The 18,897-nt window shown below is 66.4% G+C and carries 12 protein-coding genes and 1 pseudogene; 6 read left to right on the plus strand and 7 right to left on the minus strand.

Annotated features, from left to right (window positions below; genetic code table 11):
- The first annotated feature begins 1 nt into the window (after nucleotide 1).
- The 5 genes from sdhA to BRO63_RS07465 all read left to right on the plus strand — a co-directional run bounded on the left by sdhA (nucleotide 2) and on the right by BRO63_RS07465 (nucleotide 5,478).
- Nucleotides 2-1,780: a succinate dehydrogenase flavoprotein subunit gene (gene sdhA, locus BRO63_RS07445; RefSeq protein WP_088139107.1), complete on the plus strand. Its 1,779-nt coding sequence runs from the start codon at nucleotides 2-4 to the stop codon at nucleotides 1,778-1,780.
- An 18-nt stretch (nucleotides 1,781-1,798) separates the two neighbouring features.
- Nucleotides 1,799-2,515 carry a succinate dehydrogenase iron-sulfur subunit gene (locus tag BRO63_RS07450; RefSeq protein ID WP_088139108.1) on the plus strand — a complete coding sequence of 239 codons (717 nt, stop codon included), beginning with the start codon at nucleotides 1,799-1,801 and terminating at the stop codon, nucleotides 2,513-2,515.
- 133 nt (nucleotides 2,516-2,648) lie between these two features.
- Nucleotides 2,649-2,909, plus strand: a complete 261-nt coding sequence (locus BRO63_RS07455; RefSeq protein ID WP_013392311.1) for a succinate dehydrogenase assembly factor 2 — start codon at nucleotides 2,649-2,651, stop codon at nucleotides 2,907-2,909.
- A 19-nt stretch (nucleotides 2,910-2,928) separates the two neighbouring features.
- Nucleotides 2,929-4,239 carry a citrate synthase gene (gltA, locus tag BRO63_RS07460; RefSeq protein WP_059375329.1) on the plus strand — a complete coding sequence of 437 codons (1,311 nt, stop codon included), beginning with the start codon at nucleotides 2,929-2,931 and terminating at the stop codon, nucleotides 4,237-4,239.
- Nucleotides 4,240-4,368: 129 nt separating this feature from the next.
- Nucleotides 4,369-5,478 carry a hypothetical protein gene (locus BRO63_RS07465; protein ID WP_088139198.1) on the plus strand — a complete coding sequence of 370 codons (1,110 nt, stop codon included), beginning with the start codon at nucleotides 4,369-4,371 and terminating at the stop codon, nucleotides 5,476-5,478.
- A gap of 27 nt (nucleotides 5,479-5,505) precedes the next feature.
- Here the strand turns inward: BRO63_RS07465 and BRO63_RS07470 are convergent, their stop codons facing one another.
- The 3 genes from BRO63_RS07470 to mdeB all read right to left on the minus strand — a co-directional run bounded on the left by BRO63_RS07470 (nucleotide 5,506) and on the right by mdeB (nucleotide 11,262).
- Nucleotides 5,506-5,958: a DUF2214 family protein gene (locus tag BRO63_RS07470; protein ID WP_013392314.1), complete on the minus strand. Its 453-nt coding sequence runs from the start codon at nucleotides 5,956-5,958 to the stop codon at nucleotides 5,506-5,508.
- Nucleotides 5,959-6,092: 134 nt separating this feature from the next.
- Nucleotides 6,093-8,390, minus strand: a complete 2,298-nt coding sequence (locus tag BRO63_RS07475) for an NADP-dependent malic enzyme (protein WP_088139109.1) — start codon at nucleotides 8,388-8,390, stop codon at nucleotides 6,093-6,095.
- 190 nt (nucleotides 8,391-8,580) lie between these two features.
- The gene (gene mdeB, locus BRO63_RS07480; RefSeq protein WP_088139110.1) at nucleotides 8,581-11,262 is read right to left on the minus strand and encodes an alpha-ketoglutarate dehydrogenase; all 2,682 of its coding nucleotides are present in this window, start codon (nucleotides 11,260-11,262) and stop codon (nucleotides 8,581-8,583) included.
- A 224-nt stretch (nucleotides 11,263-11,486) separates the two neighbouring features.
- Between mdeB and BRO63_RS07485 the strand changes: the two genes are divergently transcribed.
- Complete coding sequence (locus tag BRO63_RS07485) at nucleotides 11,487-13,532, plus strand: OPT family oligopeptide transporter (protein ID WP_088139111.1); 2,046 nt, start codon at nucleotides 11,487-11,489, stop codon at nucleotides 13,530-13,532.
- A gap of 31 nt (nucleotides 13,533-13,563) precedes the next feature.
- On the opposite strand, the gene BRO63_RS07490 is transcribed toward BRO63_RS07485, so the two are convergent.
- The 4 genes and pseudogenes from BRO63_RS07490 to BRO63_RS07505 all read right to left on the minus strand — a co-directional run bounded on the left by BRO63_RS07490 (nucleotide 13,564) and on the right by BRO63_RS07505 (nucleotide 18,833).
- Entirely contained in the window at nucleotides 13,564-14,796 is a 1,233-nt protein-coding gene (locus BRO63_RS07490) for a M20 family metallopeptidase (RefSeq protein ID WP_088139112.1), read from the minus strand.
- A gap of 5 nt (nucleotides 14,797-14,801) precedes the next feature.
- A complete protein-coding gene (gene uraD, locus BRO63_RS07495; protein WP_088139113.1) occupies nucleotides 14,802-16,571 on the minus strand; it encodes a 2-oxo-4-hydroxy-4-carboxy-5-ureidoimidazoline decarboxylase in 1,770 nt (589 codons plus the stop codon).
- A gap of 11 nt (nucleotides 16,572-16,582) precedes the next feature.
- Nucleotides 16,583-17,527 carry an allantoinase PuuE gene (gene puuE / locus BRO63_RS07500; protein WP_088139199.1) on the minus strand — a complete coding sequence of 315 codons (945 nt, stop codon included), beginning with the start codon at nucleotides 17,525-17,527 and terminating at the stop codon, nucleotides 16,583-16,585.
- A gap of 290 nt (nucleotides 17,528-17,817) precedes the next feature.
- A pseudogene (locus tag BRO63_RS07505) lies at nucleotides 17,818-18,833 on the minus strand (1-aminocyclopropane-1-carboxylate deaminase).
- Nucleotides 18,834-18,897 lie beyond the last annotated feature (64 nt).

The raw sequence follows: 18,897 nt of genomic DNA on the forward strand, positions 1-18,897 counted from the left end.
CGTGGTCTCTGTCATGAAATCCCTGCCGCGCCGCCAGTTTGATGTGGTGGTCGTTGGCGCCGGCGGAGCCGGCATGCGTTGTTCGCTGCAACTGGCCCAAGCGGGCCTGTCCGTTGCAGTGCTGTCCAAGGTGTTCCCCACGCGTTCGCACACCGTTGCCGCACAAGGCGGCGTGAGCGCCTCGCTGGGCAACATGAGCGAAGACAACTGGTACTGGCACATGTACGACACCGTCAAGGGTTCGGACTGGCTGGGCGACCAGGACGCCATCGAATTCATGTGCCGCGAAGCGCCGAACGCCGTGTACGAGCTCGAACACTTCGGCATGCCGTTCGACCGCAACCCCGACGGCACCATCTACCAGCGTCCGTTCGGCGGCCACACCGCCAACTTCGGTGAAAAGCCGGTCCAGCGCGCCTGTGCCGCTGCCGACCGCACCGGCCACGCGCTGCTGCACACCCTCTACCAGCGCAACGTCGCCGCGCGCACCCAGTTCTTCGTCGAATGGATGGCGCTGGACCTGCTGCGCAACGAAGCGGGCGACGTCGTGGGCGTGACGGCCCTGGAAATGGAAACGGGCGAAATCTACATCCTGGAAGCCAAGACCACGGTGCTGGCCACCGGTGGCGCCGGCCGCATCTGGGCCGCTTCCACCAACGCCTTCATCAATACCGGTGACGGCCTGGGCATGGCCGCCCGCGCGGGCATCCCGCTGCAGGACATGGAATTCTGGCAATTCCACCCGACCGGCGTGGCCGGCGCCGGCGTGCTGATCACGGAAGGCGTGCGCGGCGAAGGCGGCATCCTGCTGAACAAGGATGGCGAACGCTTCATGGAGCGCTATGCGCCCACGCTGAAGGACCTGGCCCCGCGCGACTTCGTGTCCCGCTCGATGGACCAGGAAATCAAGGAAGGCCGCGGCTGCGGTCCGGACGGCAGCTACGTGGTCCTCAAGCTGGACCACCTGGGCGCCGACGTGATCAACAAGCGCCTGCCCTCGATCCGCGAAATCGCCATCAAGTTCGGCAACGTGGACCCGATCAAGGAACCGATCCCCGTCGTTCCGACCATCCACTACCAGATGGGCGGCATTCCGGCCAACTACCACGGCCAGGTGCTGACGCGCGAAAACGGCGAGAACAAGATCGTCAACGGCCTGTACGCCATCGGCGAATGCGCCGCGGTGTCGGTGCACGGCGCCAACCGCCTGGGCACCAACTCGCTGCTGGACCTGATCGTGTTCGGCCGCGCCACCGGCAACCACATCGTCAATTCGCACCCGGAACGCCAGCACGAGCACCAGCCCGTGCCGCAGCAAGCCGTCGAATTCTCGCTGGACCGCATCAACAAGCTGGAATCGCGCACCTCGGGCGAAAAGACGCAAGATATCGGCAACGCCATCCGCTTCTCGATGCAGCGCCACTGCGGCGTGTTCCGCACGCTGGAGCTGCTGAACGAAGGCGTGACCCAGATCGAAGATCTGGCCAAGCAAGCCGACAATATCTACTTCAAGGACAAGTCCAAGGTGTTCAACACCGCGCGCGTCGAGGCGCTGGAAATGGCGAACATGACGGAAGTGGCCCGCGCCACCATCAAGTCGGCCGCCGCCCGCACCGAAAGCCGCGGCGCCCACGCGCTGGACGACCACCCGACGCGCGACGACGAAAACTGGCTGAAGCACACGCTGTGGTACTCCGAAGGCAGCCGCCTGGATTACAAGCCCGTGCAGATGAAGCCGCTGACGGTCGAGTCCTTCCCGCCCAAGGCGCGTACCTTCTAAGTCCGGATTGAGCCCACTATGAGCAACAAGAGAATCGTCAAGTTCGAAATCTACCGCTACGATCCGGACAAGGACGAGCGCCCGTACATGCAGAAGCTGGAAGTCGAACTCCAGCCGACCGACAAGATGCTGCTTGATGCGCTGGTGCGCATCAAGAACGACGTCGATGACAGCCTGGCCCTGCGCCGCTCGTGCCGTGAAGGCGTGTGCGGTTCGGACGCCATGAACATCAACGGCAAGAACGGCCTGGCGTGCACGACCAACCTGCGCGAACTGAAGGAACCCATCGTTCTGCGTCCGCTGCCGGGCCTGCCCGTCATCCGCGACCTGATCGTGGACATGACGCACTTCTTCAACCAGTACCACTCGATCCGCCCGTACCTCATCAACGACACGCCGCCGCCCGAAAAGGAACGCCTGCAGTCGCCCGAGGCGCGCGAAGAGCTGGATGGCCTGTACGAGTGCATTCTGTGCGCGTGCTGTTCCACTTCCTGCCCGTCGTTCTGGTGGAACCCGGACAAGTTCGTCGGCCCGGCCGGCCTGCTGCAAGCCTACCGCTTCATCGCCGACAGCCGCGACGAAGCCACGGGCAGCCGTCTGGACAACCTGGACGATCCGTACCGCCTGTTCCGTTGCCACACCATCATGAATTGCGTCGACGTCTGTCCCAAGGGACTGAACCCGACCAAGGCGATCGGCAAGATCAAGGAACTGATGGTTCGCCGTACGGTCTAGTTTTTATTAAGCGCATTTTGCCTCCGGCGGCATTTTTTGCCGCCGGGCCGTCCCAAGGCAAAAACGCCCCCTCGGGGGGCAGCAAGCCCGCGTAGCGGGTGCGGCGTGGGGGCTTTTATAGGTGCAAAGAAGGATGAGCAAGCTAACTGAATTGGAGCGGGCGCGCTTGCGTTGGCGGGCGCGCCGCGGCTTGCTCGAAAACGACTTGATCATCACCCGGTATCTGGATGCCCACGAGGCTGAGCTTACCGATGATGACGTAGCCGCATTGACGCAGCTTTTCGAGATGGGAGACAACGACCTTCTCGATCTGCTGCTGGCCCGCAAAGAGCTTGAGGGCGCGCTGGACACGCCCAGGCTTCGGAGCATCATTGGCCAGATGCGCGCGCTCTGATTAATTGAGAGGAATGAACATGAACCTGTCTGACAAAAAAGCCACTCTATCCTTCTCGGATGGCAGCGCCCCCATTGAGTTCCCTGTTTACAAGGGTACGGTTGGTCCGGATGTGATCGACATCCGCAAGCTGTACGGCCAGACGGGCATGTTCACGTTTGACCCCGGCTTCATGTCCACCGCCGCCTGCGAATCGGGCATCACGTACATCGACGGCGACAAGGGCGAACTGCTGTACCGCGGCTACCCCATCGAGCAATTGGCCGTCAATTGCGACTTCATGGACATCTGCTACCTGATCCTGAACGGCGAACTGCCCAACAAGGACCAGAAGGCCGACTTCGATTCGCAAGTGACCCATCACACGATGGTGAACGAGCAGCTGCACTTCTTCCTGCGCGGCTTCCGCCGCGACGCGCACCCGATGGCCGTGCTGACCGGCCTGGTCGGCGCGCTGTCCGCGTTCTACCACGACTCCACCGACATCACGAACCCGCAGCATCGCCACATCTCGGCCATCCGCCTGATCGCCAAGATGCCGACGCTGGTCGCGATGGCCTATAAGTACTCGCAAGGCCAGCCCTTCATCTACCCGCAGAACAACCTGTCCTACACGGGCAACTTCCTGCGCATGATGTTCGCCACGCCGTGCGAAGACTACAAGGTGAACGAAGTCGTCGAGCGCGCGCTGGACCGCATCTTCATCCTGCACGCCGACCACGAGCAGAACGCCTCGACCTCGACCGTCCGCCTGTGCGGCTCGTCGGGCACCAACCCGTTCGCCGCCATCTCGGCCGGCGTGGCTTGCCTGTGGGGCCCGGCTCACGGCGGCGCCAACGAAGCTTGCCTGCAGATGCTGGAAGAACTGCAAGCCAACGGCGGCATCGCCAAGGTCGGCGAGTTCATGGAGAAGGTCAAGGACAAGAACTCGGGCGTGCGCCTGATGGGCTTTGGCCACCGCGTCTACAAGAACTACGACCCGCGCGCCAAGCTGATGCAGGAAACCTGCAAGGAAGTGCTCTCGGCCCTGGGCCTGGAAAACGACCCGCTGTTCAAGCTGGCCATGGAACTGGAACGCATCGCCCTGTCGGATCCGTACTTCGTCCAGCGCAAGCTGTACCCGAACGTGGACTTCTACTCGGGTATCGTCCAGCGCGCCATCGGCATCCCGACCTCGCTGTTCACGGCCATCTTCGCGCTGGCCCGCACGGTGGGCTGGATCGCCCAGTGGAACGAAATGCTGTCGGATCCCGATTACAAGATCGGCCGCCCGCGCCAGCTGTTCACCGGTTCGGTCACGCGCGACGTGCCGCCGATGGACAAGCGTTGATACGCTGCTGCCTGGCTTGAACAAGAAACCGCCTCCGGGCGGTTTTTTGTTGCCGTTTGCCGTGCGAAGACGGGCGGGCGACCCGGTGTTTGAACTTGGCGTTTGGGTTTGGCGTTTATCATCCAGGCCATGATTCCCATAGCATTGCCTTCCGCCGGCTTCTACATCTTCGTTTCCCTGGGTTTTCTTGCGGGCCTGCTGCTGCTCGGCTGGGCCGTGGTCTTGGCGGTGAGCGCGGGCGCGCGCCGCACCGTACGCAAGTACTGGAAGACTTCCGCTCTGGCGTCGATCGTGCTGGCCGTGCCGTTCGCTTTCTATGCCTGGGTCCAGACGGTGGTCTGGCAGATCGAGCGGGAGGGCGCCCGTGCGGAGGCCGCCCGCAATATCACGCTGCAGGAAACCACCACGGTCGGCGGCATTGCCATGCCAGCGGGAACGCGACTGAAGCTGCAGGACGAAGGGCAACTGGAAACCTATCTCGAAGCGGAGTTTCCACAGCCTGTGGCCATGTACGGGGTACGGGCGTCGAGCGCCCGGCGCTATCTCAACACCGATTACGACAACGAAACCTACGCCTTGCTGCGCCGCTACCCGCGCAATGTGATCCTGCGCGGCGCGGGTAGCCAGGCGGTGCAGGGTTGGCAGTGCGACGCCACACAGGACATCGAATTCGAGGTGGCGAGCGACGGCGCCATGAAGGCGTTCGACAAGTGCGTGCTGGGCCCGGGCAACCGGGTCGAGACCGTGGACCTTGCGCCGGGCTCCATCGTCTACGGCTCGAGCGGCACCGTCTACACCGATGGATCGCGCGATCCGGATCGCTGGCGCATCGAGGTCAAGAACCCGGTGGCGGTCAAGATATTCGGGCTGCCTTTGAGCGAGCCCCGGCTGTACCTTGACGAGGCGCGGCGCCTGTTGCGGGTCAGCGATGCGGAACTGGCCTGCCCGACGCGTTTCGGCGGCGTGAGCTATGCCGCAGGCACCCAGGTCAAGTCGGCGCGGCGCGGCCGCGGCGATGCGCGCGAGCCGTATCCGGGCGTGCTGGTGCTGAGTCCCTGGGACGGCCAAGTTGCCCGGCGTGACGGTCAGGCCGACGTGCCCGAGGGCATGTCGGTCATGCAGACGCTGGCCGGCGAGGTCGTGGACGTGCTCAAGAACGATGAGGCGGGCGTGTTCCACTTCGCCACCATCATCGTGGGCGACGAGGAACCGCAGCCCAGCCGCGCGGCCTGCCCCTGAGCCACGCAGCAGGCCGGGGAGCCTGCCTTATGCGCCGATGCCGCGCGCCATCAGCACGGCGAACAGTGGCAGGAAGATGAACAGGTGCGATTCGATCATGACCCAGCGGCGGGCGCGCTTGATGTCGGCCGCAGCAGGCAAGAAGCCCGGCTGTTGGCGGGACTGCTTGGCCCAGCGCAGGAATGTCATCGTAGGCGCGATCGAACAGAGGCCGATGATGACGAAGAGCGTGATCTTGGCGTGGAACCAGGGATTGCTCATATAGAACGCGGCGCCCTTGATGCCCAGCGTCAGGCGCAGCACGCCGGTGACAAGCACGACCACGGCGCTCAGCGCATAGAGGCGGTCATAAATGACCAGGCGCTTGAGGCCGCTGGCGCTGAGATCGGGCCGCAGCAGCACGGCTTCGGCCGTCAGGACCACCACGAGCAGGAAAATGGCCAGGTAGTGAAACCAGGCATACAAAGCGTCGGCCAGCATGTTGACTCCAGAAAACAAGGTCGAACTTGGTTTTTACCATCAGCGCGGGTAGGGCAGCTATCTTGATGGCGTGACCCTCCGGAATGAAAAAGAGCGCCCCGAGGGGCGCTCTTTGCCTTAGCGGCGGTCGATCATCAACGACGCTTCTTGGCGGCCTCGGCGGCTTCCTGCTGCGCGTCCACCACGGCCAGCGCCGTCATGTTGACGATGCGGCGCACGGTGGCGCTGGTGGTCAGGATGTGCACGGGGCGAGCCGCGCCCAGCAGGATCGGACCCATCGCGACGCCATTGCTGCCGGTCATCTTCAGCATGTTGTACGTGATGTTGCCGGTGTCCAGCGTGGGCATGACGAGCAAGTTGGCGCGGCCCTTGAGCGTGCTGTCCGGGTAGGCCAGGACGCGGATCTTTTCCGACAGGGCGGCGTCGGCGTGCATTTCGCCGTCGACTTCCAGGTCGGGAGCGCGGTCCTGCACCATCTGGCGCGCGGCGGCCATCTTGCGCGAGGATTCCGTCACGCGGCTGCCGAAGTTGGAGTGCGACAGCAGGGCGATCTTCGGCACCACGCCAAAGCGCAGCATTTCGTCCGCGGCCTGGATGGTGATGCTGGCGACTTCCTCGGCCGTGGGGTTCTCGTTGACGTGGGTGTCGGTGACGAACAGCGTCTGGTCGGGCAGCATCAGCACGTTCAGGGCGGCGTAGGTCTGGCCTTCCTTCTTGCCGATGATTTCGTCGATGTACTTGAGCTGGTTGTCGTACTTGCTGGCCACGCCGCAGAGCAGCGCGTCGGCATCGCCGCGACGCAGCAGCATCGCGCCGATCAGCGTGTTGTGCTTGCGGATCATCGCCTTGGCGATGGCCGGCGTCACGCCTTCGCGGCCCTTCAGCTGGTAGTACGCAGCCCAGGTCTCGTTGAAGCGGCTGTCGTCTTCCGGATCCACGATCTCGAAGTCCTGGCCGGCGACCAGGCGCAGACCGAACTTCTTGATGCGCATCTCGATGACGGCCGGGCGGCCGATCAGGATCGGGAACGCCAGCTTCTCATCGGCCACGGTCTGCACCGCGCGCAGCACGCGCTCGTCTTCACCGTCAGCGTAGATGACGCGCTTGGGCGCCTTCTTGGCCTGGGCGAACAGCGGACGCATCAGCTGGCCCGAGTGGTACACGAAGCCCATCAGTTTCTGGCGGTAGGCTTCGATGTCCTCGATGGGACGGGCGGCCACGCCGGAGTCGGCGGCGGCCTGGGCCACGGCCGGCGCGATCTGGACGATCAGGCGCGGGTCGAAGGGCTTGGGAATGATGTAGTCCGGGCCGAACGACAGTTCCTGGCCGGCGTAGGCGCGGGCCACTTCGTCGTTCTGTTCGGCTTGCGCCAGTTCGGCGATGGCCTTGACGCAAGCCAGCTTCATTTCTTCCGTGATGCGCGAGGCGCCGGCATCCATGGCGCCGCGGAAGATGAACGGGAAGCACAGCACGTTGTTGACCTGGTTCGGGTAGTCCGAACGGCCGGTGGCGATGATGCAGTCCGGACGGGCGGCCTTGGCCACTTCGGGACGGATTTCCGGTTCCGGATTGGCCAGCGCCAGGATCAGCGGGCTGGCGGCCATGGTCTTGACCATGTCGGCGGTCAGCACGCCGGCGGTCGAGCAGCCCAGGAACACGTCGGCGCCGTTGACCACGTCGGCCAGCGTGCGCGCGTCGGTCTTCTGCGCGTAGCGCTTCTTGTTGGCTTCCATGTTTTCGTCGCGGCCGTCCCAGATCACGCCGCGCGAGTCCACCACGTAGATGTGTTCGCGCTTGACGCCCAGGTGGACCAGCAGGTCCAGGCAGGCGATCGCGGCGGCGCCGGCGCCCGAGCAGGCCAGCTTGACCTTGCCGATGTCCTTGCCCACGACCTTCAGGCCGTTCAGGATGGCGGCCGACGAAATGATGGCGGTGCCGTGCTGGTCGTCATGGAAGACGGGGATCTTCATGCGCTCGCGCAGCTTCTTCTCGATGTAGAAGCACTCGGGCGCCTTGATGTCCTCGAGGTTGACGCCGCCCAGGGTGGGCTCCAGCGCCGCGATAATGTCGACCAGCTTGTCCGGGTCGTTCTCGGCCAGTTCGATGTCGAAGACGTCGATGCCGGCGAACTTCTTGAACAGGCAGCCCTTGCCTTCCATCACGGGCTTGGCGGCCAGCGGGCCGATGTTGCCCAGGCCCAGCACGGCGGTGCCGTTGGTGATCACGCCCACCAGGTTGCCGCGCGAGGTGTACTTCGAGGCGGCGTCATCGCCTTGGTCGAAGATGGCCATGCAGGCGGCCGCCACGCCGGGGGAGTAGGCCAGGGACAGGTCGTCCTGGTTGGCCAGGGTCTTGGTCGGGGTGACCGAGATTTTGCCGGGGGTGGGGTAGGCGTGGTAGTCCAACGCCATTTTGGTGAGAGTTTCGTCCATGGGATACAGGCCTCAGGGGCACAAAATGGAAAGGAAGACGGATTGAAAAAGGCGGGCTCGCGGCCCGCCGTATTTTTTTGGAAATGCTTGGGAACACCCGTATTTCAACAGAAAGCGCGGGCGATTGGTTGTTGCGGTGCAGCGAATGGACGATTTTGCGCAAGGCCTCGCTGCATCGCGGATCGCAATCCTACAGTTCCCAAGGCGGCGTCTGGCGCGCGCCGGCATTCAAGCGGGCGCGCAACGCCTTGGCGTCTTCCTGGCGGTCCAGGCTGTCCAGGGCGTGCAGCACGATCCAGTCCGCGCTGACCTCGAAGAAGTCGCGCAGCTGGGCGCGGGTGTCGCTGCGGCCGAAGCCGTCGGTGCCCAGCGTGCGGTAGGGCGCGGGCACCCAGGCGCGGATTTGCTCGGGCACGGCGCGCACGTAGTCGCTGGCTGCGACGACCGGGGCGTTGCTTGCGCCCAGGCAGGTCCGGACCCAGTCGACGCTGGCCGGCAGGCCCAGCGCGCGGGCGCGTTCGGCTTCGCGGCCGGCGCGCGCCAGCTCGGAGTAGCTGGTGACGCTCCAGACTTCCGCGTCCACGCCGTAATCGGCCTGCAGGCGTTCTGCCGCGAGTTCCGCCTCACGCAGCATCGGGCCCGCGCCCAGCAGGCGCACCTGGGCCTGCGCGCGCGCGGGCCGCAGGCGGTACATGCCGCGCAGGATGCCCTCGCGCACGTCCTCGCCCGCCGGCATGTCCGGCTGCGCCAGGTTTTCGTTGGTGACGGTCAGGTAGTAGAACTCGTCGCGCTGTTCGTCGAGCATGCGGCGCATGCCGTGTTCGACGATGACGGCGACCTCGAAGGCGTAGGCCGGGTCATAGGCGCGGCAGTTGGGCACGGTGGCCGCAATGATGTGGCTGGAGCCGTCCTGGTGCTGCAAGCCTTCGCCGCCCAGAGTGGTGCGGCCGGAGGTGGCGCCGATGAGAAAGCCGCGCGTGCGCTGGTCGGCGGCGGCCCAGATCAGGTCGCCGATGCGCTGGAAGCCGAACATCGAGTAATAGATATAGAAGGGCAGCATCGGCAGGCCGTTGACCGAGTAGCTGGTGCCGGCGGCCGTCCACGAGGAAATCGCGCCGGCCTCGGTGATGCCTTCTTCCAGGATCTGGCCGTCGCGGGCCTCGCGGTAGTACAGCACCGAGCCGATGTCCTCGGGCTGGTAGAGCTGGCCTTGCGCGGAATAGATGCCGATCTGGCGGAACAGGTTGGCCATGCCGAAGGTGCGCGCCTCGTCCGCCACGATGGGCACGATGCGCGGACCCACGGTGCCGTCCTTGAGCAGCGCGGTCAGCATGCGCACGATGGCCATGGTGGAGGACATCTCCTTGCCGTCGGCGGCCAGCGCGAAGCGCGCCCAATGTTCGGCCTCGGGCGGCGCCAGGCGCGGCGCTTCGGTGTTGCGGCGGGGAATGTGGCCGCCCAGGGCGGCGCGGCGCGCCTGCAGGTGGCGCAGTTCGGCGCTGTCCTCGGCCGGACGGTAGAACTTCAGCGCCAGGCAGTCGGCGTCCGAGATCGGCAGCGCGAAGCGGTCGCGGAAGGCCAGCAGCGCCTCGTCGTCCAGCTTCTTCTGCTGGTGCGTGGTCATCTTGCCCTGGCCGGCCGAGCCCATGCCGAAACCCTTCTTGGTCTGCGCCAGGATCACGGTGGGCTGGCCGCGATGGTTGGCTGCGCGGTGGTAGGCGGCATGGATCTTCACCATGTCATGGCCGCCGCGGTGCAGACGGTCGATGGCCTCGTCGCTCCAGTCGGCCACCAGGGCGGCCAGTTCGGGATTCTGGTTGAAGAAATGGGCGCGGTTGAAGGCGCCGTCATTGGCCGCGAAGGTCTGGAACTGTCCGTCCACGGTATTGGCGAAGGCGCGCGCCAGGGCGCCGTTGGTGTCGCGGCGCAGGAGGGCGTCCCAGTCGCTGCCCCAGACCAGCTTGATGACGTTCCAGCCGGCGCCCGCGTACAGCGTTTCGAGTTCGTCGATGATGCGGCCATTGCCGCGCACCGGGCCGTCCAGGCGTTGCAGGTTGCAATTGACCACGAACACCAGGTTGTCGAGCTTTTCGCGCGCGGCCAGCGTCAGCGCGGCGATGGATTCGGGTTCGTCCATTTCGCCGTCGCCGAAGATGCCCCAGACCTTGCGGTCGCCGCCGGGCATGAGCGAACGGTGTTCGAGGTAGCGCATGAAGCGCGCCTGGTAGATGGCGTTGATGGGGCCGATGCCCATCGAGCCCGTGGGGAACTGCCAGAAGTCCGGCATCAGCCACGGGTGCGGGTACGACGACAGTCCGCGCAGGCCGCGCGCGCCAGCCGTGATCTCCTGGCGGAAATGCGCCAGGTCCTCTTCGCCGAGGAAGCCTTCCAGGTAGGCGCGGGCGTACACGCCGGGCGCCGAATGCGGTTGCATGTAGACCAGGTCGCCCGGCCCTTCCTGGCTCTGCGCGCGGAAGAAGTGGTTGAAGCCTACCTCGAACAGGTCGGCGGCCGAGGCGTAGCTGGCGATGTGGCCGCCCAGCTCGCCGTGCGCCTGGTTGGCGCGCACCACCATGGCCAGCGCGTTCCAGCGGTTGATGCGGGCGATGCGCTCCTCCACGGCCAGGTTGCCGGGGAAGGGCGGCTCCTGGTCGGCGGGGATGGTGTTGAGGTAGGCGGTGCGGGTCTGGCTGTTGGCGCGCAGGCCCAGCGAGGCGGCATGGCCGAGCAGATTGTCCAGCACATAGCCCGCCCGTTCGGAACCTTCCGCCTGTACCAGCGATTCCAGCGCGTCGCGCCATTCGGCGGTTTCGGCGGGGTCGGCGTCGTGTTGGATGTCTTGCCCGGGGCGGGCGGAACTGGCGTCGCGCATGGTCTGGTCGTCTCCTGTTGTGACGTCCATGCTAGACCCTAGCCCCAGGCATGGGTAATCAAAATTTTGGGGGAATTCCCGAAAATTCAGCATAATCTGTTGCAGGTTTTGCGACCGGCGGCAGCTTATGCCGAGGATGCACCTAGCGACCGCCCCAGGGGCGTGGCCGCTGGGTGGACGCGAAGGCGCTAGAATTCGCGGCTGGCATGATAGGAAATACTGCAATGACCCAACCCATCAGCGTCCCGGCAGAGGTCACGTTGCCCGAACTTACGTTCCGCGGCATCCTCCTGGGCGCAATCATCACCGTGATCTTTACGGCCTCCAACGTCTTCCTGGGGCTGAAAGTCGGCCTGACGTTCTCATCCGCCATTCCGGCGGCGGTGATCTCGATGTCCGTCCTGCGCTTGTTCAAGGACGCGAACATCCTCGAGAACAATATGGTGCAGACCCAGGCCTCCGCGGCCGGGACGCTGTCCTCCATCATCTTCATCCTGCCGGCCCTGGTCATGATGGGGCACTGGCAGGGCTTCCCGTTCTGGCAGACGCTGGGCATCTGCGCGGCGGGCGGCATGCTCGGCGTGATGTTCACCATTCCGCTGCGCCACGTGATGGTGGTGCAGAGCGACCTGCCGTATCCGGAAGGCGTGGCCGCCGCTGAAATCCTGCGGGTGGGCAGCGCCGAGCGCGCCCAGGACGAGGCCGCGGAGGACGGACGCGCGCCGGCCAAGGCCGAGACCGGCATGGGCGACATCGTGGCCGGCGGCGTGGTCGCTGCCGCCGTCAGCTTCGCGGCCAGCGGCCTGCGCGTGCTGGGCGATAGCGTCAGCGGCTGGTTCGCGCTGGGCGGCGCGGTGTTCCGGCTGCCCATGGGCTTCTCGCTGGCGCTGCTGGGCGCGGGCTATCTGATCGGCATCGTCGCCGGCCTGGCCATGCTGACCGGGCTGATCATTTCGTGGGGCATTGCCGTACCCATCCTGACTGCCATGGGCGACATGCCCGCGGGCACGTCGCTGGCGAAATACGCCACCGGCCTGTGGGCCTCGCAGGTGCGCTTCATCGGCGCCGGCGTGATCGGCGTGGGCGCCATCTGGACGCTGGCCACGCTGTTCATGCCGATGGCGCGCGGCGTCAAGGCCTCGTTCGCGGCCCTGACCAAGGCGGGCGCGGCCCGTGCCGGACGCGCGCCGCGCACCGAGCGCGACCTGTCGGCCGGCTGGATCTCGGCCGTGACGCTGGTGCTGGTGGCGGTTCTTGTGGTGACCTTCCAGGTGTTCCTGTCCGGCGCGCCGCTCTCGCCCGCCGGCATCTGGAAGCTGGTGGCCTACGCCGTGCTGTTCGCCTTCGTCTTCGGCTTCCTGGTGGCCGCGGCTTGCGGCTACATGGCTGGCCTGGTGGGCTCGTCGACCAGTCCGATCTCGGGCGTGGGCATTGTCGCCATCGTGCTGGTGTCGCTGCTGATGCTGGCGCTGGGCGGCGAATTGCTGGGCGCGCAGAACGGCGTGCAGATGGCGATTGCGCTGTCGATCTTCAGCACCTCGGCGGTGGTGGCGGTGGCCTCCATTTCCAACGACAACCTGCAGGACCTGAAGACCGGCTGGCTGGTGGGCGCGACGCCCTGGCGCCAGCAGGTGGCGCTGCTGATCGGCTGCGTGGCCGGCGCGGCGGTGATTTCGCCGGTGCTGGAACTGCTCTACAACGCCTACGGTTTTGCCGACGCCATGCCGCGCGAGGGCATGGACCCGGCGCAGGCCCTGTCGGCGCCGCAGGCGACACTGATGCTGGCGATCGCGCGCGGCATCTTCACGCACCAGCTCAACTGGACCATGATCCTGATCGGCATGGCGGTCGGCGTGGGCCTGATCGTGGTGGACGAGATCATGAAGCGCACCTGCCGCGTGGCCCGGATTCCGGTGCTGGCCGTGGGTATCGGCATCTATCTGCCGCCCACCGTTGCCGCGCCCATCGTGGTCGGCGCGGTCCTGGCATGGCTGCTGGAACGCGCCCTGCGCCGTCGCGCCGCCGCCGGCAAGCCCTACGAACAGTTTGCCGACGCGGCCAACCGCCGCGGCGTGCTGATCGCCTCGGGCCTGATCGTGGGCGAAAGCCTGGTCGGCGTGCTGATGGCCGGCATCATCGGCGCGGCCGGCACCGAAGCGCCGCTGGCGATCGCGGGCGCAGGCTTCGAGCACACGGCCTCGTTCCTGGGCCTGGCCGTCTTCGTGGCGGTGGCGATCCTGTTCTGGCGCCGGGTGATGAAACTGGCGTGAGGCGCCCGGCCGGTCCTGCCGGGCGGCCGCCTCAGGCGGCGTCCAGCAGGTCGGCCAATGTGCGGGCGATGACCTTGGTGGCGCGCCGCAGGTCTTCCAGCACCACCCGCTCATCGTTGCGCTTGGCGTGCGATTCCAGCACGGTGCGCGGTCCGGCGCCGTAGATCACGCCAGGGATGCCCGCTTCGGCGTACAGGCGCACGTCGGTATAGAGCGGCGTGCCCATGGCGGCGATGGGCTCGCCGAACAGTTCCTCTCCATGTTTCTGGATGGCCTGCACCAGCGGCTGGCTGCCCGGCAGCGGGCGCATGGAATTGGCCAGCAGCAGGCGCTTGATGTCCACGCTGATGCCGGGCACTGACGCGGCGGTTTCCTGGATGATGCGGCGGATGTCGGCTTCGACTTCGGCCGCGTTTTCTTCGGGGATCATGCGCCGGTCCAGCTTGAACGCCACCTTGCCCGGCACCACGTTGGTGTTGGTGCCGCCTTCGATGCGGCCGACGTTCAGGTAGGGGTGGCTGATGCCCGGCACCTCGGAGCGGATCTCCCGGTACCGCGCGTTCTGCGCGTACAGCGCGTTCAGGATCGCGACCGCGCCTTGCAGCGCGTCCACGCCGCTGCTGGGGATGGCGGCATGGGCCATCTTGCCGTGCACGGTCACTTCCATCTGCAGGCAGCCGTTGTGCGCGGTGACGACCTCGTAGCTGAAACCGGCGGCGATCAGCAGGTCGGGCTTGGTCAGTCCTTGGGACAGCAGCCAGCCGGGGCCGAGCAGGCCGCCGAATTCCTCGTCGTAGGTGAAGTGCAATTCGACCGCGCCGCGGCGGGGGCGGGCGACGGCTTCCAGCGCGCGCAAGGCGAACGTGAAACTGGCGAAGTCGCTCTTGCTGACGGCGGCGGCGCGGCCATAGAGACTGCCGTTGTCGATTTCGCCGCCGTACGGGTCATGTTCCCAGCCTTCGCCCGGCGGCACCACGTCGCCGTGGGCATTGAGCGCCACGCGCGGGCCGCCCGCGCCGTACTCGCGGCGCACGATCAGGTTGGTGATCGATTGCAGTCCATAGTCCCGCACCTCCTGCGCCGGCACCGGATGGGCCTCGGCGTCCAGGCCGAAGCCTTGCAGCAATGCGGCCGTGCGTTCGGCGTGCGGCGCGTTGTTGCCGGGCGGCGTGTCGGTCGGCACGCGCACCAGCTCCTGCAGGAAGCGGACTTCTTCGTCAAAGTGGGCGTCAACCCAGGCGTCGAGTCGGGCGTAGTCGGTCATGGTCTTTACTTGGTGTCGTTGGCGAGGTCGTCGAGCAGGCTCAGGAACGCCAGCACGGCAAGCTGGATGTCGTCGCTGGAGGTGGATTCGCGCGGGTTGTGGCTGATGCCGGAGTTCTGGCCGCGCACGAACAGCATGGCCTGGGGCATGACCTCGTGCAGCTTCATGGCGTCGTGGCCCGCGCCGCTGGGCATGCGGTGGACGGGCAGTCCCAGCGCGTCCACGGCGCGTTCCCAGCGCTGTTGCCAGGCGGGATCGCTGGGCGCGGCGGCGGCGCGCATGGTTTCTTCCAGCGTGTAGCGCAGGCCGCGGCGCTGGCAGATGGCTTCCAGTTCGGCCAGCACGTCGCGCGCCAGCGCATCGCGCTGCGCGTCGCTGGGCGCGCGCAGGTCCAGGCTGAAGCGGCATTCTCCCGGCACCACGTTGATCGAGCCGCCGGGGACTTCCAGCATGCCCATGGTGCCTACCGAGTCGCCGTCGCGGGCGGCGCGCTGCTCCACGTACAAGGCCAGCTCGGCGCTGGCGGTGGCGGCGTCGCGGCGGCGGTTCATGGGCGTGGTGCCGGCGTGGCAGGCCAGGCCGTTGATCCGCACCTGGTAGCGCACGCAGCCGTTGATCGAAGTGACCACGGCCAGCGGCAGCCCCATTTCGTACAGCACCGGGCCCTGCTCGATATGGACCTCGACGAAGCCCAGGTAGCGGGCGGGGTCGCGCTTGAGCTTGGGGATGTCCTCGCTGCGCAGGCCGGCCTGCGCCATGGCGTCGCGCATGCTGACGCCGTCGGCGTCCTGCTGGTCCAGCCATTGCGGCTTGAAGTCGCCGATCAGCGCGCCCGAACCCAGGAAGGTGGCGCGATAGCGCTGCCCTTCCTCTTCGGCGAAGCCGATGACTTCCAGGTGATAGGGCAGGCGTTTGCCCTGGCGGTGGAGTTCGCGCACGCAGGCCATCGGCACGAAGATGCCCAGCCGGCCGTCGTACTTGCCGGCATTGCGCACCGTGTCGTAATGGCTGCCGGTCATGAGGGTGGGGGCGTCGGGGCGGGCGGCCAGATAGCGGCCGACCACGTTGCCCACGGCGTCGATGCCGACTTCGTCAAAGCCGCAATCGCGCATCCATTGCGACAACAGCCCGGCGCAGGCGCGGTGGGCTGCGGTCAGGTAGGTGACGGTCAACTGGCTCTTTTCGGCATAGCCCGGATCGCTATGGACGGCCAGTTGCTCGCCCCAGTCCCAGATGTCGTTGCCGATGGCTGGCTCGGCGCCAAAGCTATCCCGCAGGCGGATTTCGGCGATGCGGTGCAGCTGCTGCTGGGCCTCTTCGAACTCCAGGTCGGGCGGGTTGTCCAGCCGGCGGGCGAACTCGTCGATCACTTGCTGGCGCGCCATGCCGGCGCCGCGAGCGCCACGCACGGCCAGGACGAAGGGAAAGCCGAACCGGGCCAGGTAGGCGGCATTCAGCTCCTGCAGGCGCGCCAGTTCGGCGGGCGTGCAGCCGGCCAGGCCGGCCAGATCCTGCTCGCGCGCCGAATCCGGATCCAGGCGCGTGCCGTGCGCGGTTCCCAGTTCGGGATGGGCGCGCAGCAGCGCCGTCCGGGCTTCGGCGTCCGCTTCGTTCACGGCGTGGCGCAAGCGCTGCGCCAGGTCGGCCAACGAGCGGAACGGCCGGTGGCCAAGCGCGCGTTCGGCGATCCAGGGCGCGTGCCCGTACAGGGCGTCGAGCATGGCGGCGGCGTCCGTGGGCGCCGCCGCATTGAGTTGGGCTAGGGTGTGGGCCATGGCCGTCCTGTTCAGGCGTTGGGGGTGTAGGGATGCGCCGCCTGCCAGTGGCGCGCGATGTCCAGGCGCCGGCAGACCCAGACGCGGTCGTGGCGGGCGATGTGGTCCAGGAAGCGTTGCAGCGCGGCGATGCGGCCGGGCCGCCCCAGCAGGCGGCAGTGCATGCCTATGCTCATCATCTTGGGCGCTTCGTCGCCTTCGGCGTAGAGCGCGTCGAAGCTGTCCTTCAGGTACTGGAAGAAGGGATCGGCGTGCGAATAGCCTTGCGGCAGCGCGAAGCGCATGTCGTTGCAGTCCAGCGTGTAGGGCACGATCAGTTGCGGCACCACGCTGCCGTCCGTTTTCTGCACGCGCATCCAGAAGGGCAGGTCGTCGCCGTAGTAGTCGCTGTCGTACTCGAAGCCGCCGTAGTCGGCCACCAGGCGCCGGGTGCGCGGACTGTCGCGGCCCGTGTACCAGCCCAACGGACGGCTGCCGGTCAATTGCGTGATCGCGTCCATGGCGAGGCGCATGTGTTCGCGTTCGGTGGCTTCGTCGATGTGCTGGTAGTGGATCCAGCGCCAGCCGTGGCAGGCGATCTCGTGCCCCAGTTCCGTGAAGGCGGCGGTCAGTTCCGGGTGGCGTTGCAAGGCCATGCCGACGCCGAACACGGTCAGCGGCAGCCCGCGCTTCTCGAACTCCCGCAGGATGCGCCATACGCCCGCGCGCGAGCCGTATTCGTAGATGCCCTCCATGCTCAGATGGCGTTCGGGATAGCTGGCGGGGTTGAACATTTCCGACAGGAACTGTTCGGACCCGGCGTCGCCATGCAGCACGCTGTTCTCACCGCCTTCCTCGTAATTCAGCACGAACTGCACCGCGATGCGCGCCTGGCCCGGCCATCGGGCATGCGGCGGATTGCGGCCGTAGCCGGCCAGGTCGCGAGGGTAGGGGAGCGTGGAATCGTAGACGGTCATGGACAGGCGGGCAGAATGCAACGGCGGGTGTGGTTGGGCGGACGACTTCCTGATGCTCAGCACCATAGCTGGAAATCATAGTTTTGTATACAAACTATGTACATAATTATGCGGCGACCACACGCGGGAATGGTCAGCCCACACGAAAAGCCCAGTCGGCGGATACGCCGGCTGGGCTGCGCTTCCTGCGCTCATCATGGGCGCTGGCGGCCAGGACTGGCAAGCCCTGGGCCTGGCCGGCCTTTCAGCGCAGGTCGCCGCAAGGCCAGCCGAAGGCGCCGTAGGCGCCCTTATCCGTTGCGGTAGAGAAAGCTGTAGGCGTTGATCGCCGGCACCCCCCCAGGTGCGCATACAGAACCCGCGAACCTGCCGGAATCTCGCCGCGGCGGATGATGTCCATCATGCCCTGCATGGATTTTCCTTCGTAGACCGGGTCGGTCATCATGCCCTCGAGCCGGGCGCAAACACGGATGGCCTCGTTGGTTTCGGCCGACGGCAGGCCGTAGGCCGGGTAGGCATAGCGGGTGTCCAGCACCACGTCGCGCTCCTCGATGGCGGTCCCGAGTCCGACCATGTCGGCCGTGCGCCGCGCGATGCGTAGGATCTGCGCCCGGGTCTGCTCCGGCGTGCCCGAGGCGTCGATGCCGATGACGCGGTCCGCGCGGCCATCCGCCGCAAAGCCCACCACCATGCCGGCCTGCGTGCTGCCCGTGACCGCGCATACCACGATGTAGTCGAACTTGAAGCCCAGCTCGGCTTCCTGGCGCCGCACTTCCTCGGCGAAGCCGACGTAGCCCAGGCCGCCAAGCTCGTGGTCGGACGCGCCGGCCGGAATCGCGTAGGGCTTGCCGCCGCGCTTGCGGACGTCTTCCAGTGCCTCTTCCCAACTGCGGCGAAAGCCGATGTCGAACCCCTGGTCCACCAGGCGCACGTCGGCGCCCATCAGGCGGCTCATCATGATGTTGCCGACGCGGTCGTAAACCGCGTCCGAATAGTCCACCCAGTTTTCCTGCACCAGCACGCAGGCCAGTCCCAGCTTGGCGGCCACGGCGGCCACCATGCGGGTGTGGTTGGACTGGATGCCGCCGATGGTGACCAACGTGTCGCAACCCTGTTCCAGCGCCTGCGGGATCAGGTACTCCAGCTTGCGCAGCTTGTTGCCGCCGAACGCCAGGCCGCTGTTGCAGTCTTCGCGCTTGGCGTAGATCTCGACCTTGCCGCCCAGGTGCGCGGACAGGCGCTCGAGCTTTTCGATGGGGGTGTCGCCGAAGGTCAGGCGGTGGCGCGGAAATCGTTGCAGATCCATGTGAGTTCTCCTGTGCCGGCCGGGTGGCGCGGATGGAAAAATCATAGGAATTTCAAAGATTTAT

The organism is Achromobacter xylosoxidans, from assembly GCF_002192695.1.
Classification (GTDB): domain Bacteria; phylum Pseudomonadota; class Gammaproteobacteria; order Burkholderiales; family Burkholderiaceae_B; genus Achromobacter; species Achromobacter xylosoxidans_C.

Coding starts and splice junctions, on each gene's coding strand:
- BRO63_RS07450 (WP_088139108.1), top strand. CDS start 1,799: ATGAGCAACAAGAGAATCGTCAAGTTCGAAATCTACCGCTACGATCCG.
- BRO63_RS07455 (WP_013392311.1), top strand. CDS start 2,649: ATGAGCAAGCTAACTGAATTGGAGCGGGCGCGCTTGCGTTGGCGGGCG.
- gltA (WP_059375329.1), top strand. CDS start 2,929: ATGAACCTGTCTGACAAAAAAGCCACTCTATCCTTCTCGGATGGCAGC.
- BRO63_RS07465 (WP_088139198.1), top strand. CDS start 4,369: ATGATTCCCATAGCATTGCCTTCCGCCGGCTTCTACATCTTCGTTTCC.
- BRO63_RS07470 (WP_013392314.1), bottom strand. CDS start 5,958: ATGCTGGCCGACGCTTTGTATGCCTGGTTTCACTACCTGGCCATTTTC.
- BRO63_RS07475 (WP_088139109.1), bottom strand. CDS start 8,390: ATGGACGAAACTCTCACCAAAATGGCGTTGGACTACCACGCCTACCCC.
- mdeB (WP_088139110.1), bottom strand. CDS start 11,262: ATGCGCGACGCCAGTTCCGCCCGCCCCGGGCAAGACATCCAACACGAC.
- BRO63_RS07485 (WP_088139111.1), top strand. CDS start 11,487: ATGACCCAACCCATCAGCGTCCCGGCAGAGGTCACGTTGCCCGAACTT.
- BRO63_RS07490 (WP_088139112.1), bottom strand. CDS start 14,796: ATGACCGACTACGCCCGACTCGACGCCTGGGTTGACGCCCACTTTGAC.
- uraD (WP_088139113.1), bottom strand. CDS start 16,571: ATGGCCCACACCCTAGCCCAACTCAATGCGGCGGCGCCCACGGACGCC.
- puuE (WP_088139199.1), bottom strand. CDS start 17,527: ATGACCGTCTACGATTCCACGCTCCCCTACCCTCGCGACCTGGCCGGC.